The sequence below is a fragment of the Mesorhizobium sp. M0830 genome (genome assembly GCF_040319965.1).
Lineage (GTDB): Bacteria > Pseudomonadota > Alphaproteobacteria > Rhizobiales > Rhizobiaceae > Mesorhizobium.
This window is the reverse complement of record NZ_JAMYOR010000013.1, coordinates 113,762-133,250: the sequence shown is the minus strand read 5'-3', so window position 1 is coordinate 133,250 and position 19,489 is coordinate 113,762. Positions and strand designations below refer to the sequence as shown.

At 62.5% G+C, this 19,489-nt stretch carries 16 protein-coding genes and 2 pseudogenes; 16 read left to right on the top strand and 2 right to left on the bottom strand.

Annotated elements, in window-relative coordinates; translation table 11 throughout:
* The 5 genes from NKI20_RS10960 to trmB form a co-directional block, all read left to right on the top strand.
* A partial coding sequence (locus tag NKI20_RS10960; protein WP_352830482.1) for a transposase occupies nt 1-485 on the top strand: 485 nt, incomplete at its 5' end.
* A 251-nt stretch (nt 486-736) separates the two neighbouring features.
* Entirely contained in the window at nt 737-2,329 is a 1,593-nt protein-coding gene (lnt, locus tag NKI20_RS10955; protein WP_352830480.1) for an apolipoprotein N-acyltransferase, read from the top strand.
* A gap of 138 nt (nt 2,330-2,467) precedes the next feature.
* Nucleotides 2,468-2,887 carry a helix-turn-helix domain-containing protein gene (locus NKI20_RS10950; protein WP_023758122.1) on the top strand — a complete coding sequence of 140 codons (420 nt, stop codon included), beginning with the start codon at nt 2,468-2,470 and terminating at the stop codon, nt 2,885-2,887.
* Between the two features lie 169 nt (nt 2,888-3,056).
* Nucleotides 3,057-4,322 (top strand): methionine adenosyltransferase, encoded by a 1,266-nt coding sequence (metK, locus tag NKI20_RS10945; RefSeq protein WP_352601453.1) that lies wholly within the window; start codon nt 3,057-3,059, stop codon nt 4,320-4,322.
* Between the two features lie 23 nt (nt 4,323-4,345).
* Nucleotides 4,346-5,047 carry a tRNA (guanine(46)-N(7))-methyltransferase TrmB gene (trmB, locus tag NKI20_RS10940; protein WP_352830477.1) on the top strand — a complete coding sequence of 234 codons (702 nt, stop codon included), beginning with the start codon at nt 4,346-4,348 and terminating at the stop codon, nt 5,045-5,047.
* 57 nt (nt 5,048-5,104) lie between these two features.
* Here trmB and NKI20_RS10935 read toward each other — a convergent pair whose 3' ends face one another.
* Nucleotides 5,105-5,269, bottom strand: coding sequence for a hypothetical protein (locus NKI20_RS10935; protein WP_352830474.1), 165 nt, complete (start codon nt 5,267-5,269; stop codon nt 5,105-5,107).
* A 283-nt stretch (nt 5,270-5,552) separates the two neighbouring features.
* Between NKI20_RS10935 and rimP the strand changes: the two genes are divergently transcribed.
* The 11 genes and pseudogenes from rimP (at nt 5,553) to NKI20_RS10885 (ending at nt 17,821) form a co-directional block, all read left to right on the top strand.
* The gene (gene rimP, locus NKI20_RS10930) at nt 5,553-6,197 is read left to right on the top strand and encodes a ribosome maturation factor RimP (protein WP_023758118.1); all 645 of its coding nucleotides are present in this window, start codon (nt 5,553-5,555) and stop codon (nt 6,195-6,197) included.
* 49 nt (nt 6,198-6,246) lie between these two features.
* Nucleotides 6,247-7,842, top strand: coding sequence for a transcription termination factor NusA (nusA, locus tag NKI20_RS10925; protein ID WP_023758117.1), 1,596 nt, complete (start codon nt 6,247-6,249; stop codon nt 7,840-7,842).
* 38 nt (nt 7,843-7,880) lie between these two features.
* A complete protein-coding gene (locus tag NKI20_RS10920; protein WP_352601447.1) occupies nt 7,881-8,531 on the top strand; it encodes an RNA-binding protein in 651 nt (216 codons plus the stop codon).
* Nucleotides 8,528-11,101 (top strand): translation initiation factor IF-2, encoded by a 2,574-nt coding sequence (infB, locus tag NKI20_RS10915; protein WP_352727037.1) that lies wholly within the window; start codon nt 8,528-8,530, stop codon nt 11,099-11,101. Before NKI20_RS10920 ends, infB begins: the two co-directional genes overlap by 4 nt.
* A 125-nt stretch (nt 11,102-11,226) precedes the next feature.
* The gene (gene rbfA / locus NKI20_RS10910; protein ID WP_352830469.1) at nt 11,227-11,652 is read left to right on the top strand and encodes a 30S ribosome-binding factor RbfA; all 426 of its coding nucleotides are present in this window, start codon (nt 11,227-11,229) and stop codon (nt 11,650-11,652) included.
* Nucleotides 11,652-12,321 (top strand): annotated as a pseudogene (gene truB, locus NKI20_RS10905) (tRNA pseudouridine(55) synthase TruB); the annotation flags it as partial. The gene rbfA and the pseudogene truB, both read left to right, overlap by 1 nt.
* A 104-nt stretch (nt 12,322-12,425) precedes the next feature.
* Nucleotides 12,426-12,665, top strand: a pseudogene (locus NKI20_RS33710) (tRNA pseudouridine(55) synthase TruB); the annotation flags it as partial.
* A 44-nt stretch (nt 12,666-12,709) separates the two neighbouring features.
* A complete protein-coding gene (corA, locus tag NKI20_RS10900) occupies nt 12,710-13,804 on the top strand; it encodes a magnesium/cobalt transporter CorA (RefSeq protein ID WP_352830463.1) in 1,095 nt (364 codons plus the stop codon).
* Between the two features lie 140 nt (nt 13,805-13,944).
* Entirely contained in the window at nt 13,945-14,256 is a 312-nt protein-coding gene (rpsO, locus tag NKI20_RS10895) for a 30S ribosomal protein S15 (protein WP_269470859.1), read from the top strand.
* A gap of 279 nt (nt 14,257-14,535) precedes the next feature.
* Entirely contained in the window at nt 14,536-16,683 is a 2,148-nt protein-coding gene (gene pnp / locus NKI20_RS10890) for a polyribonucleotide nucleotidyltransferase (protein ID WP_023758110.1), read from the top strand.
* A gap of 115 nt (nt 16,684-16,798) precedes the next feature.
* The gene (locus NKI20_RS10885) at nt 16,799-17,821 is read left to right on the top strand and encodes a class I SAM-dependent methyltransferase (RefSeq protein WP_352830460.1); all 1,023 of its coding nucleotides are present in this window, start codon (nt 16,799-16,801) and stop codon (nt 17,819-17,821) included.
* A gap of 15 nt (nt 17,822-17,836) precedes the next feature.
* Here the strand turns inward: NKI20_RS10885 and NKI20_RS10880 are convergent, their stop codons facing one another.
* Complete coding sequence (locus NKI20_RS10880; RefSeq protein ID WP_352601433.1) at nt 17,837-19,381, bottom strand: putative bifunctional diguanylate cyclase/phosphodiesterase; 1,545 nt, start codon at nt 19,379-19,381, stop codon at nt 17,837-17,839.
* Nucleotides 19,382-19,489: the final 108 nt, after the last annotated feature.

Genomic DNA, 19,489 nt, shown 5'->3' with positions numbered 1-19,489 from the left:
AGGACTTCCTGTGGACCACGCGCAAGAGCTGGAGCGGCCGGCGCCGGGTCGTGGCCAAGGCCGAGTGGACGCAAGGCGAGGCCAATCCGCGCTTTGTCGTCACCTCGCTCGACGCCGAGGCTTGGCCGGCGCAATGCCTCTACGAGGACCTCTACTGCGCCCGCGGCGAGATGGAGAACCGCATCAAGGAATGCCAGCTCGACCTGTTTGCCGACCGCACCTCGGCCGCCACCCTGCGCGCCAACCAGCTCAGGCTCTGGTTCGCCTCGATGGCCTATGTGCTGATTTGCGCGTTGCGCCGCATCGGCCTGGTGGACACACGGCTCGCCAGGGCAAGCTGCGCCACCATCCGTCTCAAGCTGTTCAAGATCGGCGCCCTGGTCAGCATCTCGGTGCGCCGCATCAAGCTGGCCATGAACTCAGCCTGTCCCTTCCAGCGCGAATGGGCCCTGACCTATGCCCGGCTCTTGGCAGCAGCCGCCTGAGCGGCCCCATCCACCCCTCCCGTCAACAGCCAAGGAAACAGCGCCGAACCACACCAACCCGCTCCAAGCGGCGGACATCCCTTGCCCGCAGCTCAAGCGCCTGCAAAATCGCTGCCGCCAGCCTCGCGCCGAAAGACTGTGTGAGATATCCGGGCTAGGCTCGGTCCACCTCTGGCCATCACCTGCCGTTTGGACCGCGGACCGTGGCCTGTTAAATCTTGGCTGTTGATTCGCGCGACTCGGAAGTATGTATGGTGCGCCTTGCCGGCCGGATAATTCTGCTTTGGGGTTGGGGGCGCGCGCTCGCGGCGTTTCTCGCTGGCGCGCTGGCGGTGCTAGGCCAGGCGCCTTACGATTTCTTCGCCGCCTGTTTCATCTCTTTTCCCGTGCTGGTCTGGCTGCTCGACGGCGCAACCGGTGATGCTTCCGGCAGCCTGGTGCGGCGCCTGCGGCCGGCCTTCGCCGTCGGCTGGTGGTTCGGCTTCGGCTATTTCCTTGCCGGCCTGTGGTGGATCGGCTCGGCTCTGCTGGTCGAGGCCGACAACTTTGCCTGGGCGCTTCCCTTCGCGGTGGTCGGCATTCCCTTCGCACTCGCCTTTTTCTACGGCTTTGCGGCCATGGTTGCGCGGCTGTTGTGGAGCAGCGACATCGGACGCATCGCCGCCCTTGCCTTCGGCTTCGGGCTGGCGGAATGGCTGCGCGACTTCCTGTTCACCGGTTTTCCCTGGAATGCCATCGGCTACGCGGCCATGCCCGTGCCGCTATTGATGCAAAGCGTCTCGGTCACCGGCATGATCGGCATGAACGCGCTCGCGGTGTTCGTCTTCGCTCTGCCGGCGCTGCTGGCGGCGCGCTGGCATCTGCGCCTCGGCGCCGGATTGTTTGTCGTGCTTGCCGCTGCCCATGTCGGCTACGGCTATGTCAGGCTTGCCGCTCCCGAAAAACCTGCGGTGCACAGTCTGGACGTCCGCATCGTCCAGCCGGCCGTTGACCTCTCGGAAAAATGGGACGCCTCGGTGCGCGACCGCATCTTCGCAACCTTGATGGGACTATCGGCCAAGGCACCCGATCCGGGTCACGGCAAGCCGCAACTGATCCTGTGGCCCGAAACCTCGGTTCCGTTCCTCTTCACGGAGCGTCCGGACGCATTGACGGCGCTGGGCGACATGCTGGCACCCGGCCAGATGCTGATGGCCGGCGTCGTCCGCGAGGAGGGCGGTTCGGCCGCAAGTGCCGACAGCCGCTACTACAACTCCGTGGTGGCGATCGACGACAAAGGTGAAATCACTGATGCCGTCGACAAGGTTCACCTTGTGCCGTTCGGCGAATATCTGCCTTTCTCCGATCTGCTCGATCATTTCGGTATCGAGCAACTCGTTGCCGGGCCGATGAGTTTTGCGGCCGGCAACGAGCGGCACGCCATTACGTTGCCTGATGGCATCCGTGCATTGCCATTTATCTGCTATGAGGTGATCTTTCCCGATCTCGCGGCAGTTGACGCTACGTCAGCACAGCTTATTGTGAACGTCACCAATGATGCGTGGTTCGGCGACACGCCGGGTCCGTATCAGCATTTCAGGCAGGCCCAGATCCGTGCGGTGGAGAATGGATTGCCATTGTTGCGTGCAGCCAACAACGGCATCTCGGCCGTCGTCGATCCGCGCGGGCGCATCGTCGATGCGCTGGCGATCGACGCCCGCGGCGCCATCGACGCCCATGTGCCGATTTCCGAACAGGCGGTCATCTCTCCTGGCCAACGACGCATTAACGGAATGCTGATCATGTTGCTGTTTGCCATTGCGGCCGCACTTTTGAGCGTAAGGCAGAAGCTACGGGTGAATTGACAGCCCACACATTAGAAACTCATACTGTAAGCGCCTGATATTTCTCGAAGTCGGTTGATCGTTCTGTTGGGGCAGTTGCCTCCGGCTTCATTTGGGCAGGAAAAAATAGAGAAGCCGAAAAAATTCGGCGAGGAAAAAATGATAGAAGATAACAAGAAGAAACCGAATCCGATCGACATCCATGTTGGCAGTCGCATTCGGCTTCGCCGCAATATGTTGGGAATGAGCCAGGAAAAGCTGGGAGAAAATCTCGGCATCACATTTCAACAAATTCAGAAGTATGAAAAGGGCACCAACCGCGTCGGCGCCAGCCGTCTGCAGGCGATCGCGTCCATCCTCGGCGTGCCTGTCGCCTTCTTTTTCGAGGATGCGCCCGGCCAGGAGGCCGTGGCGGGCCGGGGATTTGCCGAGGATGCGTCGATGGCCTTCGCCGTCGAATTCTGCGGCAGTCCCGAAGGCCTTCAGCTCAACCGGGCCTTTGTCAAGATCGCCGACGCCAAGGTGCGCCGCAGGATCATAGATCTGGTCAAGTCTCTCTCCACCGACGATGCCGACTGATCCGCAATCACGCTTGGACCGGCGGCGCCCTGCCGCCGGTGGCACAAGATAACTGCAGCGACATTCATGCCAGAACCGAAGCATCGCTTGACGAGCGGCGCATCGCCCCGCTAACACGTGGCGCGCCAAAGTCGGCAGCCTGCCGATCGTTTTTCAAGAGGGGACACCCGTGACGCGGCAGAACTACTTCTTTACCTCGGAATCCGTTGCCGAGGGCCATCCCGACAAAGTCTGTGACCGGATTTCCGACGAGATCGTCGATCTGGTCTATCGCGAAGCCAAGAAGACCGGCATGGACCCATGGAAAGTCCGAGTCGCGTGCGAGACGCTTGCGACAACCAACCGCGTCGTCATCGCCGGCGAGGTGCGCGTCCCGGAGACGCTGCTGAAGAAGGACAAGGCAGGCAACATCCTCACGGATGCCGCCGGCCATCCCGTCGTCAATCCGGCCAAGTTCAAGTCGGTCGCCCGCAAGGCGATCCGCGAAATCGGCTATGAGCAGGCCGGCTTCCACTGGAAGACGGCGAAGATCGAGGTCCTGCTGCACGGCCAGTCGCCGGACATCGGCCAGGGTGTCGACAATGCCTCCGACCGTCAGGGCGAAGAAGGTGCCGGCGATCAGGGCATCATGTTCGGCTACGCCTGCCGCGAGACGCCGGATCTGATGCCGGCTCCGATCTACTACAGCCACAAGATCCTGGAACTGCTGGCTGCTGCCCGTCACGAAGGCAGCGGTGAAGCCGGCAAGCTCGGGCCGGACGCCAAGAGCCAGGTCACCGTCCGCTATGTCGACGGCAAGGCCGCCGAGGCGACGCAGATCGTGCTGTCCACGCAGCACCTCGATGCGAGCTGGGATTCGAAGAAGGTCCGCAAGGTCGTCGAACCCTATATCCGCGAGGCATTGGGCGAGCTGAAGATCTCCGACGACTGCATGTGGTACATCAACCCGACCGGCAAGTTCGTCATCGGCGGGCCGGACGGTGACGCCGGCCTGACCGGCCGCAAGATCATCGTCGACACCTATGGCGGTGCCGCTCCCCATGGCGGCGGCGCTTTCTCCGGCAAGGACACCACCAAGGTCGATCGTTCGGCGGCCTATGCGGCGCGCTATCTGGCCAAGAACGTCGTGGCGGCGAAACTGGCCGACCGCTGCACCATCCAGCTTTCCTACGCCATCGGCGTCGCCCAGCCGCTGTCGGTCTATGTCGACCTGCACGGCACCGGCAAGGTCGACGAGGCAAAGCTGGAGGAGGCGCTGCGCAGCGTGATGGATCTGTCGCCGTCCGGCATCCGCCGCCATCTCGATCTCAACAAGCCGATCTACGCCAAGACGTCGTCCTACGGCCATTTCGGCCGCAAGGCCGGCCGTGACGGGTCTTTCTCCTGGGAAAAGACCGATCTCGCCAAGGCGCTCAAGGACGCTGTCGCCGCCTGATAGCGACGCCGCAAAGTCCCGCCATGGACCCGAAGGACAGACCAAGCCGCGCGACCGAAGCCTTTTTCGGTCGCCGGCGCGGCAAGACCATGCGTCCGCAGCAGGCGGCCGCTCTGGAGAGCGGTTTCGGGAAATACCGACTCGATCTGACAGCAGAACCGCCGGCCGATCTGCAAGCTCTGTTCAAAGCCGATGTTTCGGCGGTTCGCCTCGAGATCGGCTTCGGCGGTGGCGAACATCTCCTCCATCGCGCCAGCGAGGCGCCCTCGATCGGCTTTATCGGCGTCGAGCCGTTCGTCAACGGCATGGCCAAGATGATGATGGCAGTGCGGGAGAAGCCGCTCGCCAATCTGCGGGTTTATGACGACGATGCCACCCGGTTGCTGGACTGGTTGCCGCAAGCCTCGCTCGACGGTATCGACCTGCTCTATCCCGATCCCTGGCCGAAGAAGAAACACTGGAAGCGGCGCTTCGTCAGCCCGGTCAATCTCGATCGGTTCGCGCGCGTGCTGAAGCCGGGCTCGAAATTCCGCTTTGCGTCCGATATCGACACATATGTCAATTGGACGTTGCTGCATTGCCGTGCGCATGGTGCGTTCGCATGGCAGGCTTCGGAGGCGGCGGACTGGCATCGGCCCTATGATGGCTGGCCGGGCACCCGCTACGAAGCGAAGGCCATCCGCGAGGGCCGGCGGCCGGCCTATCTCACTTTTGTCAGAAAATAGGCGCGCTCACGGCGCACCAGCCTCCGCCCGTTGCAAAGGCGTGTTCACGCGCCAAATTTAGAAACGACCGATCCTGTTGAAGACAGCCGGGTCCATTCCGAGCTTGCGCAGGTCGTCAGCACGCGGCTTGCGGCCCACTTGCACCGCGCGCGAGGCAGCGACCGCGCTGCCAAAAGTCGTGAAGAACTCGCCAATGGCGGAAAAGATCTTGCGGCTGGTCATGGTCATGCCCCTCTGTGCCGTGTCGTGCAATCCTTGTGCGATGTGGTATAAATGGAAATGCAGCGGCAAGGCTCACAGGGTTTCGCCGCATGGAGGTCATGCGTCTGGCACAACACTGGCGCCGTAATGGGTTTCGTGCGGCCCGCACGGCGGGCTTGAAACACCGACCGCGATCGTTTATATCAGCCTCAAATTCTTGGTCGGTATGACGAAGAGTGGGTCCACCCGGTCCCGCTCTTTTTTATTACCTGCCGATAACTTCGGATAGAGCGATAGGATATCAATGACTGCAACGGCAAGCGAGGGCGACGACCGCATCATCCGCGAAAGCGGCATCGATGCGCGCATCGCGCTGATCGTCCAGCCGGTTCTGCGCGGCATCGGCTTCCGCCTCGTGCGGGTGCATCTGTCGGGCCAGAATGGGCTGACGCTGCAGATCATGGCCGAGCGCGAGGACGGCACCATGACCGTCGAGGATTGCGAAGAGGTAAGCCGGGCGGTGTCGCCGGCGCTCGACGTCGACGATCCGATCGAAAAGGCCTATCATCTGGAGGTCTCGTCGCCCGGCATCGACCGGCCGCTTGTCCGCAAATCGGATTTCGCGACTTGGACGGGTCATCTGGTCAAGATGGAAACATCGATCGTCGTCGCCGACCGCAAGCGGTTCAAGGGCAAGATCGTCGAGGCCGGCGAAGACGATGTGTTGATCGAGCGCGAAAAGGCTGCCTATGGCGAGGAGCCCACGGTGCGTGTCCCCTATGATGCGATTTCCGAAACGCGCCTGATCCTGACCGACGATCTCATTCGCGATGCCCTGTCGAAGGACAACAGGGCGCGCAAGGAAGCCAAGAAACGTCGCGGCGAACCGGACGACGATGAGTCGGGTACGGAAGCGGACGCCACGGAAGAACACGAACAGGAACTATGATTGAGCTGCTGGGCGCGAAGGTCCGGCAAACAGGCTCGGGAGAAAAACGATGGTTGTAAGCGCCAACAGACTTGAACTGCTGCAGATCGCCGACGCGGTCGCGCGCGAAAAGTCGATCGACAAGTCGATTGTCATCGCCGCCATGGCCGACGCGATCCAGAAGGCGGCACGTTCGCGTTACGGTCAGGAGACCAACATCCGCGCCGACATCAACCCGAACACCGGCGAGATGAAGCTGCAGCGGCTGATGGAAGTGGTCGAGAAGGTCGACGACTACGCCACGCAGATCGCCATTTCCTCGGCCCGCGAGCGCAATCCCGATGCCCAGCTCGGCGACTTCATCGCCGAACAGCTGCCGCCGATGGATTTCGGCCGCATCGCCGCCCAGTCGGCCAAGCAGGTCATCGTGCAGAAGGTCCGCGAGGCCGAGCGCGATCGCCAGTACGACGAGTACAAGGACCGCATCGGCGAGATCGTCAACGGCACCGTTAAGCGTGTCGAATACGGCAACGTCATCGTCGATCTCGGCCGTGGCGAGGCAATCATCCGTCGCGACGAACTGATCCCGCGCGAAAACTACAAATACGGCGACCGCGTGCGCGCTTATGTCTATGACGTGCGCCGCGAGCAGCGCGGCCCGCAGATCTTCCTGTCGCGTACCCATCCGCAGTTCATGGCCAAGTTGTTCACCATGGAAGTGCCGGAAATCTATGACGGCATCATCGAGATCAAGTCGGTCGCCCGCGACCCCGGCTCACGCGCCAAGATCGCGGTCATCTCGCGCGATAGCTCGATCGATCCGGTCGGCGCCTGCGTCGGTATGCGCGGCAGCCGCGTCCAGGCCGTCGTCGGCGAGTTGCAAGGCGAGAAGATCGACATCATTCCGTGGTCGCCATCGGCGGCGTCCTTCATCGTCAACGCGCTGCAGCCGGCGGAAGTCGCCAAGGTCGTGCTCGACGAGGACGCCGAGCGCATCGAAGTCGTGGTTCCCGACGACCAGCTGTCGCTGGCCATCGGCCGTCGCGGCCAGAACGTGCGGCTTGCTTCGCAGCTGACCGGCTGGGATATCGACATCCTGACCGAGGCCGAGGAATCCGAGCGTCGCCAGAAGGAATTCGTCGAGCGTTCGTCGCTGTTCATGGAAGCCCTCGACGTCGACGAGATGGTCGGCCAGGTGCTCGCCTCCGAAGGATTCACCAGCGTCGAGGAAGTCGCCTATGTCGATTCCGGCGAGATCGCCTCGATCGATGGCTTCGACGAGGACACCGCTTCAGAGATCCAGACCCGCGCCCGCGAATATCTGGAGAAGATCGAAGCCGAACACGACGACAAGCGCAAGGCGCTCGGCGTCTCGGACGAATTGCGCGAAATCCCCGGCATCACCACCGCCATGATGGTGACGCTCGGCGAGGACGGCGTGAAGACGATCGAGGACTTTGCCGGCTATGCCGCCGACGACCTGACCGGCTGGAAGGAACGCAAAGACGGCGAGACCAAGGTCTATCCGGGTGTGCTGGCCAATCATGGCGTGACACGCGCCGATGCCGAGCAAATGGTTCTGGCCGCCCGCCTCAAGGCTGGATGGATCACCGAAGACGAGCTTGCAGCCGAAGAAGAATCGGCTGACGAAGCCGTTGGTGCGTGAGGTGAAACCGCATCGCACCGAACCCGCCCTTGGACGAGATGAACGATCGCACCTGCATCGTCACCCGCAGGCAGGCCGAACCGGATGATCTGATCCGGTTCGTCGTCGGCCCGGATTCGGCCGTCGTTCCCGATATCAAGAGAAATTTGCCCGGCCGCGGTTGCTGGGTGAGTGCCGACCGCCTACATATCGACAAGGCTGCGGCGAAGAACCTTTTCGCTCGCGCCTTCAAGGCACAGGTGGTCGTGCCGCCCGATCTTGGCGGCATGGTCGACGGGCTGCTTTCCAGACACGCTCTGGGCATGCTCGGTCTTGCCCGCAAGGCAGGCGCGATTGCGCTGGGCGCCACCAAAGTCGAGAGCGCTGTGCGTGGCGGATTGGCGCTTTTCGTGCTCCACGCGACCGAGGCGTCCGACGACGGTGTACGCAAGATCAGTCAGGCACGACGGGCGACAGTCCATCTCGGCGGCCCTGTTATCCTTGCCTACAAACTTTTCTCCGAGGCCGAGTTGAGCTTGGCATTGGGGGGTACAAATGTGATACATGCTGCCGTTCTCGCGGGAGACGCGGGCAGGGCGGTCCAGAAGCGCATGGTTGCGCTCGACCGGTATCGGGGCGGTTCCCCGGACGATCTGGCAATGCTTGCGGCTGTTGCTGACGAAGATGATGCCGCAGAGGATATGGAATGAGCGATACGAAATCGGGTGACGACAATACGCTGAGTGTGACGCCGAAGAAGACCTTGACGCTGAAGCGCCCCGGTATGGAACAGGGCACTGTGCGCCAGAACTTCTCACACGGCCGCACCAAGCAGGTCGTCGTCGAAACCAAGAAGCGCAAGTTCTCGATGCCCGGCGACAAGCCGGAGCCGGTTGCCGCCCCCGTCTTCACACCGAAGCCGGCGGTCGTGGCCGCACCCGTCGTCGTGCAGGAAGCGCCGAAGGCGCCGCCACCCCCGCCACCGGCCCCGGTCGAGCGCAGCGGCATGGTGCTGAACGAACTGTCGCGCAGTGAAATGGAAGCACGCCGCAGGGCGCTCGAGGGCTCGAAGGTTCGCGAGGTCGAGGACCGTCAGCGCGCCGCCGAGGAGGCCAAGCGCCGCGCCGAGGACGAAGAACGCCGCAAGCGCGAACGCGATGAATCGGCGCGCCGCCAGGCCGAGGAAGAGGCGCGGTTGCAGACCGAGGCCGAATCCCGCCGTCGGGCCGAGGAAGAGGCGCGCCGCCGCGCGCCGCTGACCGCTGAACTGGCGACGGTCGACGACGAAGAACAGGTCAAGCCGAAGCGGACTGGTGCCGGTGTGCCGGTGCGCCGTCCGGTTACGCCTGAAGTGGCGCGTCCGGCCAAGCCGACCAAGAGCGAGGAGGACCGCCGCCGCGGCAAGCTGACCCTGAATTCAGCATTGTCCGACGAGGATGCGCGCGCCCGCTCACTGTCGTCGATGCGTCGCCGCCAGGAAAAATTCAAGCGCGCGATGCACAATGAGCCGCGCGAGAAAGTCATGCGCGAAGTGATCCTGCCAGAGACGATTACCATCCAGGAATTGGCGCAACGCATGTCCGAGCGTGCGGTCGACCTGGTCAAGTTCTTCATGAAGCAGGGCCAGATCCTGAAGCCGGGCGACGTCATCGACGCTGACACGGCCGAACTGGTTGCTACCGAATTCGGCCATACGGTTCGCCGCGTCGCCGAGTCCGACATCGAGGAAGGCCTGTTCAACATCGCCGACAATGCCGAGGACCTTGTGTCGCGTCCGCCCGTCGTGACGATCATGGGTCACGTCGATCACGGCAAGACCTCGCTGCTCGATGCCATCCGCAACGCCAACGTCGTCTCCGGCGAAGCCGGCGGCATAACCCAGCATATCGGCGCCTATCAGGTCGAGAAGAACGGTCACAAGATCACCTTCATCGACACGCCCGGCCACGCCGCCTTCACGGCAATGCGTGCTCGTGGCGCCCAGGCGACCGACATTGCCATCCTGGTGGTTGCGGCCGACGACAGCGTCATGCCGCAGACGATTGAATCGATCAGCCATGCCAAGGCGGCCGGCGTTCCGATCATCGTGGCGATCAACAAGATCGACAAGCATGATGCCGATCCGCAGAAAGTGCGCTCCGAACTGCTGCGCCATGAGGTCTTCGTCGAATCGATGGGCGGTGAAGTTCTGGACGTCGAAGTGTCGGCGACCAAGGGGACCAATCTCGACAAGCTGCTGGAGGCGATCCTGCTGCAGGCCGAAATTCTCGACCTGAAGGCCAATCCGGATCGTACCGCCGAGGGCGTCGTCATCGAAGCCCAGCTCGACAAGGGTCGTGGCCCCGTTGCCACCGTGCTGGTGCAGACCGGCACGCTGATGCCGGGCGACATCCTTGTTGCCGGCAACGAATGGGGCCGGGTGCGTGCGCTGGTCACCGATCGTGGCGTGCAGATCAAGGAAGCGCCGCCGGCGATGCCGGTGGAGGTGCTTGGTCTGCAGGGTACACCGCAGGCCGGCGACCGCTTCGCCGTGGTCAACAACGAGGCCCGCGCCCGCGAAATCACCGAGTATCGCCAGCGTCTGGCGCGCGAGAAGGCGGTTGCCAAGCATGCCGGCCAGCGCGGTTCGCTCGAGCAGATGATGTCGCAATTGCAGACGAGCGGGCTGAAGGAATTCCCGCTGGTCATCAAGGGCGACGTGCAGGGTTCGATCGAGGCGATCAACGCGGCGCTGGACAAGCTCGGCACCGACGAAGTGCGTGCGCGCATCGTCCATGCAGGCGCCGGCGCCATCACCGAAAGCGACGTGTCGCTTGCGGAAACCTCGGGTGCGGCGATCATCGGCTTCAACGTCCGCGCCAACGTCCAGGCGCGTGCTGCCGCAGCGGCCGCGGGCATCGAGATCCGCTACTACTCGATCATCTACAATCTCGTGGATGACGTGAAGGCGGCTCTGTCGGGCTTGCTGTCTCCCGAGCGTCGCGAGACCTTCATCGGCAATGCGCAGATCCTCGAAATCTTCGACATCACAAAGGTCGGCAAGATCGCCGGCTGCCGTGTCACCGAAGGCAAGGTCGAGCGCGGTGCGGGCGTTCGCCTGATCCGCGACAATGTCGTCATTCACGAGGGCACGCTGAAGACACTGAAGCGCTTCAAGGACGAAGTTTCGGAAGTCCCCGGCGGCCAGGAATGCGGCATGGCCTTCCAGAACTACGAGGACATGCGCGTCGGCGACGTCATCGAGTGCTTCCGCGTCGAGATGGTGACCCGGACGCTCTGAGTTCGAGTGACTTGTCCATACGGGCGGTGGTCGAAAGGCCGCCGCCCAAGGTCTATTGAGAATGGCCCATATGAGACATGCGGCGCGGTCCCATCCCGCGCTTCACGCTTTCAGGATTGAGAAAAATGCCCCGTCCAACCGCATCCAGCCCATCCCAGCGCATGCTGCGCGTCGCCGAACAGGTCCGCCATGCGCTGTCCGAAACCCTGCAGCGGGGCGAGATCATCGATCCGTTGATCGAGAACACCGTGGTGTCGGTCTCGGAAGTGCGCATGTCGCCCGACCTCAAGGTCGCCACCGCTTTCGTCTCGCCACTCGGTGCCAAGGATACCGATGCGGTGGTCGAGGCGCTGAACAAGCACGCGAAATTCATCCGCGGCCGCGTCTCTGGCGCGCTGCGGCAGATGAAATTCATGCCGGAGTTCCGCTTCAAGCTCGACACCTCCTTCGATAATTTCGCCAGGATCAACGACCTGTTGAAGTCGCCCGAGGTAGCACGCGATCTGGGTCCTGAGAACCAGGACAAAGACGACAACAAGGACACAGAATAGTGGCGCGTCGCGGCAAGAAGAAAGGCCGGCCGATCTCGGGCTGGCTGATCCTGGACAAGCCGGTCGGCATGGGCTCGACCGAAGCCGTCTCCAAGATCAAGTGGCTGTTCCAGGCGGAAAAGGCCGGCCATGCCGGCACGCTTGACCCGCTCGCCTCCGGCATGCTGCCGATCGCGCTTGGCGAGGCCACCAAGACCGTGCCCTACGTGCAGGACGGCGCCAAGATCTATCGCTTTACCGTTGCCTGGGGACAGGAGCGCTCGACCGATGACCTCGAAGGTCCGGTGACGAAGGAGTCCGACCTGCGTCCATCGGAAGCCGAGGTCAAAGCGCTGCTGCCGAAATACACCGGCGTCATCATGCAGACGCCGCCGCAATTCTCGGCCATCAAGATCGCAGGCGAGCGTGCCTATGATCTGGCACGCGACGGCGCGACAATTGATATTCCACCACGCGAGGTCGAGATCGGCCGGCTCGATATTGTCGGGCATAGCGCCGACCATACGGTTTTCGAGGTCGAGTGCGGCAAGGGTACCTACGTGCGCTCGCTGGCCCGCGACATGGGCCGCGACCTCGGCTGCTTCGGTCATATTTCCGAATTGCGCCGGGTCGAGGTCGAGCCGTTCACGCCGGAGGATTTCGTCACCATCGCCGAACTGGAAGCCGCTCGTTTCGGTGTGCGGGACGAAGACAGCTCGGAGGCGGCGGATGTCGCCGACACGACCGAAGCCACTGGCGCGACACAAGTCGCTGACGTGATGGAAGCGCCGATCGACTTCGACGCCATCGACGCGCTTCTGGTCGATACGGCGGCCGCCCTCGACTGCCTGCCGCAGGTCGCCATCAGCGACGATGCAGCGACCAAGATCCGCCTTGGCAATCCGGTAATCATCCGCGGCCGAGACGCGCCGGTGGAAGCCGAGGAAGCCTGCGCCACTGCTCGCGGCAAGCTGGTCGCCATCGGTGCCATCGAGCAAGGCATGTTCAAGCCCAAGCGGGTCTTTGCCGGCTGAGGGCACTCATCTAATGTCTGCGGACAGAGCGTTAGAGGGGCTCCATGGCAAAGGCTGAGGCGGTGAAGAAGCGGGCGCCGGTGAGGACGCGGCGGCCGCCGGTCGGTGCATCGCCGGGTACGCTGATTGCCGACCCGGCGGCTCGTCGCTCGGAACTACGGCTGACCATGATCTCGCCGCAGAAATTCAAGACCATCGAAAACGCCAGCATCGACGACCTCAACACCCATTGCGACAAATGGCCGGTCATCTGGCTCGACTGTACCGGCCTCGCCAACATCCCGCTGATCGAGGAGATCGGCCGCATTTTCAGCCTGCATCCGCTGGCGCTGGAAGACGTCGTCAACACCGGCCAGCGGCCTAAGGTCGACTTCTTCGAGGACCACGCCTTCGTCGTCGTCAGGATGATCGACGATTTCACGTCGCACCGCTATGAGCAGATCGCCGTCTTCTTCGGCAACAATTTCGTCGTCACCTTTCAGGAGCGTGAGGGCGATCCTTTCGATCCCGTGCGCAAGCGCATCGAGAGTTCCGCGCCCAATCGGTTGCGCGCGCGGGGCGCCGACTACCTCGCTTACGCGCTCATCGACGCCGTCGTCGACAGCTATTTTCCGCCGATCGAGTCGGCCGGCGAACTGGTCGACAGCATCGAGGATGAGATGCTGCATACGCCGCACAAGCATCAGATGCGACAGCTGCATGAATTGCGGCGCGATGCCAATGTACTGAAAGGGGTGCTGTGGCCCATGCGCGACGCGCTGGCGACGCTGATCCGCAACGACGTGCCCTATGTGAAAGCCGAGACCAAGGTCTTCCTCAACGACACGCTCGACCATTCTCTCAGGCTGATCGAGCTGGTCGAAACCCAGCGCGACATGCTGACCGGCCTGATCGAGATGCATCTGTCGCTGAGCCAGGCGCGCACCAACGACGTCATCAGCTATCTCACCATCGTCTCGGTCATCTTCATGCCGCTCACCTTCCTGGTCGGCATCTGGGGCATGAATTTCGATCCAGGGTCTTCGCCCTGGAACATGCCGGAACTGAAGGCCTACTACGGCTATCCCTTATCGCTTCTGTTCATGGCGCTTGTCGCGTTCGGGCTGATTGCCTTCTTCAAATGGAAGAAATGGCTCTGACAAGGATAGAACCGGCCATTTTGGCCTGAAAAGCCGGCTTGTGAATTGGGCTGGTGTTTTCCGGGGAATTGCACTATATGCGCCGCAGCATAGCGCTATGACGCCTTGCTTGCACCGGCCCCTGCTGGACGACATCCCGGCTGAGGGCGACCCGTTTCCTCAAACAGATAAGGAAAAACACGATGTCGATTACTGCCGAGCGCAAACAGGAATTGATGGGTGAATTCGCAACCGCCAAGGGCGATACCGGGTCTCCGGAAGTCCAGGTGGCCATCCTTTCCGAGCGCATCAAGAACCTGACCGACCATTTCAAGGACCACAAGAAGGATAACCATTCCCGCCGTGGTCTGCTCGCTCTCGTCTCCCAGCGCCGCAGCCTGCTTGATTATCTCAAGCGCAAGGATGACGCGCGCTACCAGACGCTGATCGAGAAGCTCGGTCTGCGCCGTTGACGAATTGACCGGCGGGCTTTCTTCGGAGAGCCCGCCGGTCGCGCATTCTGCCAGTCGCATCGACTGGCCAGACCCGGTTTCGATCGTGCAGAGGGCACTCGAAACCGCCCATGGACGGTCATGGGGCAGGATTGCAGGACGCTCGTGCGCGCTCGCCGCGCCGAAATTAGCCGAGCCTCCCGCTGTCTTGCCCGTGGCTGCCCGAGAAAGGAAGCCAAGGGAATGGGCATCCGCGCACCGTGAAACGGCGCGGCCCTTTCCTCATATTAAGGACAAGATATGTTCAATCACCACAAAGTGGAAATCGAATGGGGCGGCCGTCCGCTCATCCTCGAAACCGGCAAGATCGCCCGCCAGGCTGATGGCGCGGTTCTCGCCACCTACGGCGAGACCAAGGTTCTCGCCACCGTCGTTTCGATGAAGGAGCCGAAGCCCGGCCTCGATTTCTTCCCGCTGACCGTCAACTACCAGGAAAAGACCTACGCCGCCGGCAAGATCCCGGGTGGCTATTTCAAGCGCGAAGGCCGCCCGAGCGAGAAAGAAACGCTGGTTTCCCGCCTCATCGACCGCCCGATCCGCCCGCTCTTCGCCTCAGGCTACAAGAACGACACCCAGATCGTCGTCACCGTCGTCCAGCACGATCTGGAAAACGATCCCGACATCCTGTCGATCGTTGCCACCTCGGCTGCCCTGACCCTGTCGGGCGTGCCGTTCATGGGCCCGATCGGCGGCGCCCGCGTCGGCTATATCAACGGCGAATATGTGCTCAACCCGCATGTCGATGAGATGCAGGAATCGAAGCTCGACCTGGTCGTCGCCGGCACCACCGACGCCGTTCTGATGGTTGAGTCCGAAGCCAAGGAACTCGGCGAAGAGCTGATGCTCGGCGCCGTCATGTTCGGCCACAAGGGCTTCCAGCCGGTCATCGACGCCATCATCAAGCTGGCCGAAGTTGCCGCCAAGGAGCCGCGCGACTTTACCGCGCCGGATTATTCCGCGCTCGAAGCCGAAATGCTCAAGATCGTCGAAGGTGAACTTCGCGATGCCTACAAGATAACCGACAAGCAGAAGCGCTACGCCGCCGTCGACGCCGTCAAGGCCAAGGTCAAGGCTGCGTTTGCCCCGGCGGAAGGCGAAGAAGCCAAGTACGCCTCCGAGCAGATCGGCACCGTGTTCAAGGAACTCCAGGCCAAGGTCGTGCGCTGGAACATCCTCGACACAGGCTCGCGCATCGACGGCCGCGATCTCAAGACGGTCCGCAAGATCGTCTCCGAAGTTGGCGTCCTGCCGCGCACCCACGGTTCGGCGCTGTTCACCCGCGGCGAGACCCAGGCGCTGGTCGTTGCCACGCTCGGCACCGGCGAGGACGAGCAGTATGTCGACTCGCTGACCGGCATGTACAAGGAGAAGTTCCTCCTTCACTACAACTTCCCTCCCTACTCCGTCGGTGAGACCGGCCGCATGGGTTCGCCGGGCCGCCGTGAAATCGGCCATGGCAAGCTCGCCTGGCGCGCCATCCGTCCGATGCTGCCGAGCGCCGACCAATTCCCCTACACGCTGCGCGTTGTCTCGGAGATCACCGAGTCGAACGGTTCGTCGTCGATGGCGACCGTCTGCGGCACCTCGCTGGCGCTGATGGATGCCGGCGTGCCGCTGGCCAAGCCCGTCGCCGGCATCGCCATGGGCCTGATCAAGGAAGGCGAGCGCTTCGCGGTTCTGTCCGACATCCTTGGCGACGAGGATCACCTCGGCGATATGGACTTCAAGGTCGCCGGCACCGCCAATGGCATCACTTCGCTGCAGATGGACATCAAGATCGAGGGCATCACCGAGGAGATCATGAAGATCGCCCTGGACCAGGCCAAGGATGGCCGCCAGCATATCCTCGGCGAGATGGGCCACGCGCTCTCCGGCGCGCGTGCGGAACTCGGTGAGTTCGCGCCGCGCATCGAAGTGATGCACATCCCGACCGACAAGATCCGCGACGTCATCGGCTCGGGCGGCAAGGTCATCCGCGAGATCGTCGAAAAGACCGGCGCCAAGATCAACATCGAGGACGACGGCACGGTCAAGATCGCATCATCCAACGCCAAGGAGATCGAGGCGGCGAAGAAGTGGATCCACACCATCGTCGCCGAGCCGGAAGTCGGCGAAATCTACGAAGGCACGGTCGTCAAGACCGCCGACTTCGGTGCTTTCGTGAACTTCTTCGGTCCGCGTGACGGCCTCGTCCACATCTCGCAGCTTGCCAACGACAGGGTCGCCAAGACCTCGGACGTGGTCAAGGAAGGCGACAAGGTCTGGGTCAAGCTGATGGGCTTCGACGAGCGCGGCAAGGTCCGCCTGTCGATGAAGGTCGTCGACCAGGCCACCGGCAAGGAACTCGCCCGCGACAAGAAGACCGAAGGCGAAGAAAACGCCGCCTGATCGGTCTTGAGCTCATGACTCGAAGCGGGCGCGGCTTATGTCGCGCCCGTTTTCTTTTTCAGCCGCTTTTTCACTTTCATATTGCAAACACAGGGCTTCGTTTCGAGATCGAACAATGTCCGCCGAGCCGCTGAAGACGCTTTTTCATCCCTTTGAGGCCGAGGCTGTTCCTCTGCCTGGAAAGGGTAATCGCGCCCTGTTTCTTGGCGCTGAGCCGGGTTTTAGGCTGCCCGAAGGCTTCGAGGCAGCGCTTCACCTCGTGCAAGGCTTCCGACCGCATTTTCGCGCGCTGCAGGCTTCTGGCTTCGTCGTCACCGCGCAAGCGGAAGGCGACGGCTTCGATATGGCACTCGTGCTTGCCGGCCGGCACAGGGGCCTTAACGAAGTGCGCATCGCGCAGGCGCTCGAGCGCGTGGCGCCGGGCGGGCTGGTCATCGTTGCCGGCGGCAAGGATGATGGCATAGCCAGCCTGCGCAAGCGCGTTGACGAGCTTGTGCCGCTTGAAGGTCATTTACCAAAATATCACGGCATCGCCTTCTGGTTTCGCCGCCCCGCCGATCTGGCTGCTGCGGAAGAATTGCGCGCCGCGAACCCCGCCTTGCTGGTTGAAGGCCGGTTCCATACCGCGCCCGGCATGTTTTCCTTCGACCGGATCGATACCGGCTCGAGATTGCTGGTCGAAAACTTGCCCAATGATCTGCGTGGCAGCGTTGCCGATTTCTGCGCCGGCTGGGGCTATGTGGCGGCCGAGATCGCCGCCCGCTCACAAGGCCTGTCGGTGCTTGATCTCTACGAGGCCGAATTCGATGCGCTCGAAGCCGCGAAGCTCAATCTGGCAGGGGTGGTCAGCCAGTCGGTCGCCAGGAATTTTTTCTGGATCGATCTGCTGAAGGAACCGGTCGAGAAGCGCTACGACGTGATTGCCATGAACCCGCCGTTTCACCGCAGCCGTGCAGCCGAGCCCGAGATCGGCGCCGGCATGATCCGCGCTGCAGCCAAGGCCTTGAAGCCGGGTGGGCGGTTGTTCATGGTCGCCAACCGCCAGCTTCCCTACGAGCCGATCCTGTCGGCTGCCTTTTCGAGCCATGTCGAGCTCGCCCGCGACGGCATGTTCAAGGTGCTTGCCGCCCGGCGTTGATACAAGGCGTAGCATTCAATGCAGATTGGCGACGCGTCGGACCTCGTCGGTGACATGCGCGTCGCCAATCCTGATCTTGAGTGGCGCCGGCCGGCCGAACAGGTAGCCCTGCACCACCTCGCAGCCGGCCGCCCGCAGCAGCGTCGCCTGGCTTTCGGTCTCGACGCCTTCGGCAATGATGCCGACGCCGAGCGCGCGCGAAAGGCCGACGATCGTCGAGACGACCGCGCCTGAGCTGGAATCCGTATCGAGGCGGCTGACGAAGGACCGGTCGATCTTCAGCTTGCCGAATGAGAAGTCGATCAGGTAACTCAAATTGGAATAGCCGGTGCCGAAATCGTCGACGGCGACCGAGATGCCCATGTCCGCAAGCTGCTTCAGGATGGCGGCGGCGCGGTCGCGATCCTGCATCATCGCCGTCTCGGTCACTTCCAGTTCCAGCCGCGACGGTTTGATGCCGGTGCTCGTCATGGTGTCGCGCACGGTGCCGACGAAGTCCTTGGTCATGAACTGCACGGGCGAGATGTTGACGGCGACGAAGCAGTCGTCGGGCAGATGCCGGGCGTCGCTGCAAGCCTTGCGCAGCACCCATTCGCCGATCGGGCCGATCATGCCGGTTTCCTCGGCGATTGGGATGAACTCCATCGGCGGGATCATGCCGCGTTCGGGGTGCCGCCAGCGGATCAGGGCTTCATAGCCGACGATGCGCCCGGTCGGGAGGTCGAGCTGCGGCTGGTAGTGAAGATCGAAGTCACCGCGCTCGAAGGCCGTATTCAGTTCGGATTCGATCCACTGGCGATGATCGGCGACCCTACCCATTTCGGCATGGAAGACAGACCAGTTGCCGACGCCGCTGGCGCGAGCATTCTGCAGCGCCAGATTGGAGCGGCGCAGGATGAGGACGGGATCTACGCCGTCCTTCGGCATCGCCACGATGCCCACCGACAGGCTGACCGATTGCAGGTGAGTGCTGAGTTCATAGGGCTCCATCATCTCGTCGATGAGCCTCTCGATGGTGCTTTCCAGCGACCCTGATACTTGATTGTCGGGGAGCAGTATCGCGAATTCACCGGCGCCAATGCGTCCTATCAGTGCCCGCTGCGGCACGCAGCTCTTCAATCGCTTGGTGAAGGCGCGGATCAACTCATCGCCCTGGCTGTAGCCGATGGCGTCGTTGATCTGCTTGAAGCGGTCTATGTCGATGTCGATGAGGAACATCGGCTCGCCGGTCCGGCTTGTCGCGCACGCCGCCTCGGCAATCTTGCCGACCATTGCCGGACGCGCCAAAAGGCCCGTCAGTTTATCGAAATGGGTTTCCGTGAAAACGAAATCCGCCGATTCATCCACGCCGGCGAAGAAGGACATCGCGGCTGCCGACGCCGCCAGTGCGCAAAGCGCGGCCATCATCGCGACCATCATGTCCGCGGAGATGCCGGCAAAGCCTTCGCCGAGACCGAGCTTCAGGCCCCAGAGTCCGAGGACGAAACTGCCGAGACCCGAGCTCGCTATGGTGAGCAATCGGAACACCGGTGTTCGCTTCGGGTTGCTGACGGCCGACATTGAAAGATCCCCAGAGTACGGGGCTTTCTAGCGGATATCTCCTTAAAATGAGTTTCCGCCAATGCATCTAATTTTATTCGACCGAAAGTATTTCTTTAGAGGGTTAAA

Excerpts from the sequence above, each read along its gene's own strand:
- lnt (WP_352830480.1), top strand. The coding sequence starts at position 737 with ATGGTGCGCCTTGCCGGCCGGATAATTCTGCTTTGGGGTTGGGGGCGC.
- NKI20_RS10950 (WP_023758122.1), top strand. The coding sequence starts at position 2,468 with ATGATAGAAGATAACAAGAAGAAACCGAATCCGATCGACATCCATGTT.
- trmB (WP_352830477.1), top strand. The coding sequence starts at position 4,346 with ATGGACCCGAAGGACAGACCAAGCCGCGCGACCGAAGCCTTTTTCGGT.
- NKI20_RS10935 (WP_352830474.1), bottom strand. The coding sequence starts at position 5,269 with ATGACCAGCCGCAAGATCTTTTCCGCCATTGGCGAGTTCTTCACGACT.
- rimP (WP_023758118.1), top strand. The coding sequence starts at position 5,553 with ATGACTGCAACGGCAAGCGAGGGCGACGACCGCATCATCCGCGAAAGC.
- nusA (WP_023758117.1), top strand. The coding sequence starts at position 6,247 with ATGGTTGTAAGCGCCAACAGACTTGAACTGCTGCAGATCGCCGACGCG.
- NKI20_RS10920 (WP_352601447.1), top strand. The coding sequence starts at position 7,881 with ATGAACGATCGCACCTGCATCGTCACCCGCAGGCAGGCCGAACCGGAT.
- infB (WP_352727037.1), top strand. The coding sequence starts at position 8,528 with ATGAGCGATACGAAATCGGGTGACGACAATACGCTGAGTGTGACGCCG.
- rbfA (WP_352830469.1), top strand. The coding sequence starts at position 11,227 with ATGCCCCGTCCAACCGCATCCAGCCCATCCCAGCGCATGCTGCGCGTC.
- corA (WP_352830463.1), top strand. The coding sequence starts at position 12,710 with ATGGCAAAGGCTGAGGCGGTGAAGAAGCGGGCGCCGGTGAGGACGCGG.
- pnp (WP_023758110.1), top strand. The coding sequence starts at position 14,536 with ATGTTCAATCACCACAAAGTGGAAATCGAATGGGGCGGCCGTCCGCTC.
- NKI20_RS10885 (WP_352830460.1), top strand. The coding sequence starts at position 16,799 with ATGTCCGCCGAGCCGCTGAAGACGCTTTTTCATCCCTTTGAGGCCGAG.
- NKI20_RS10880 (WP_352601433.1), bottom strand. The coding sequence starts at position 19,381 with ATGTCGGCCGTCAGCAACCCGAAGCGAACACCGGTGTTCCGATTGCTC.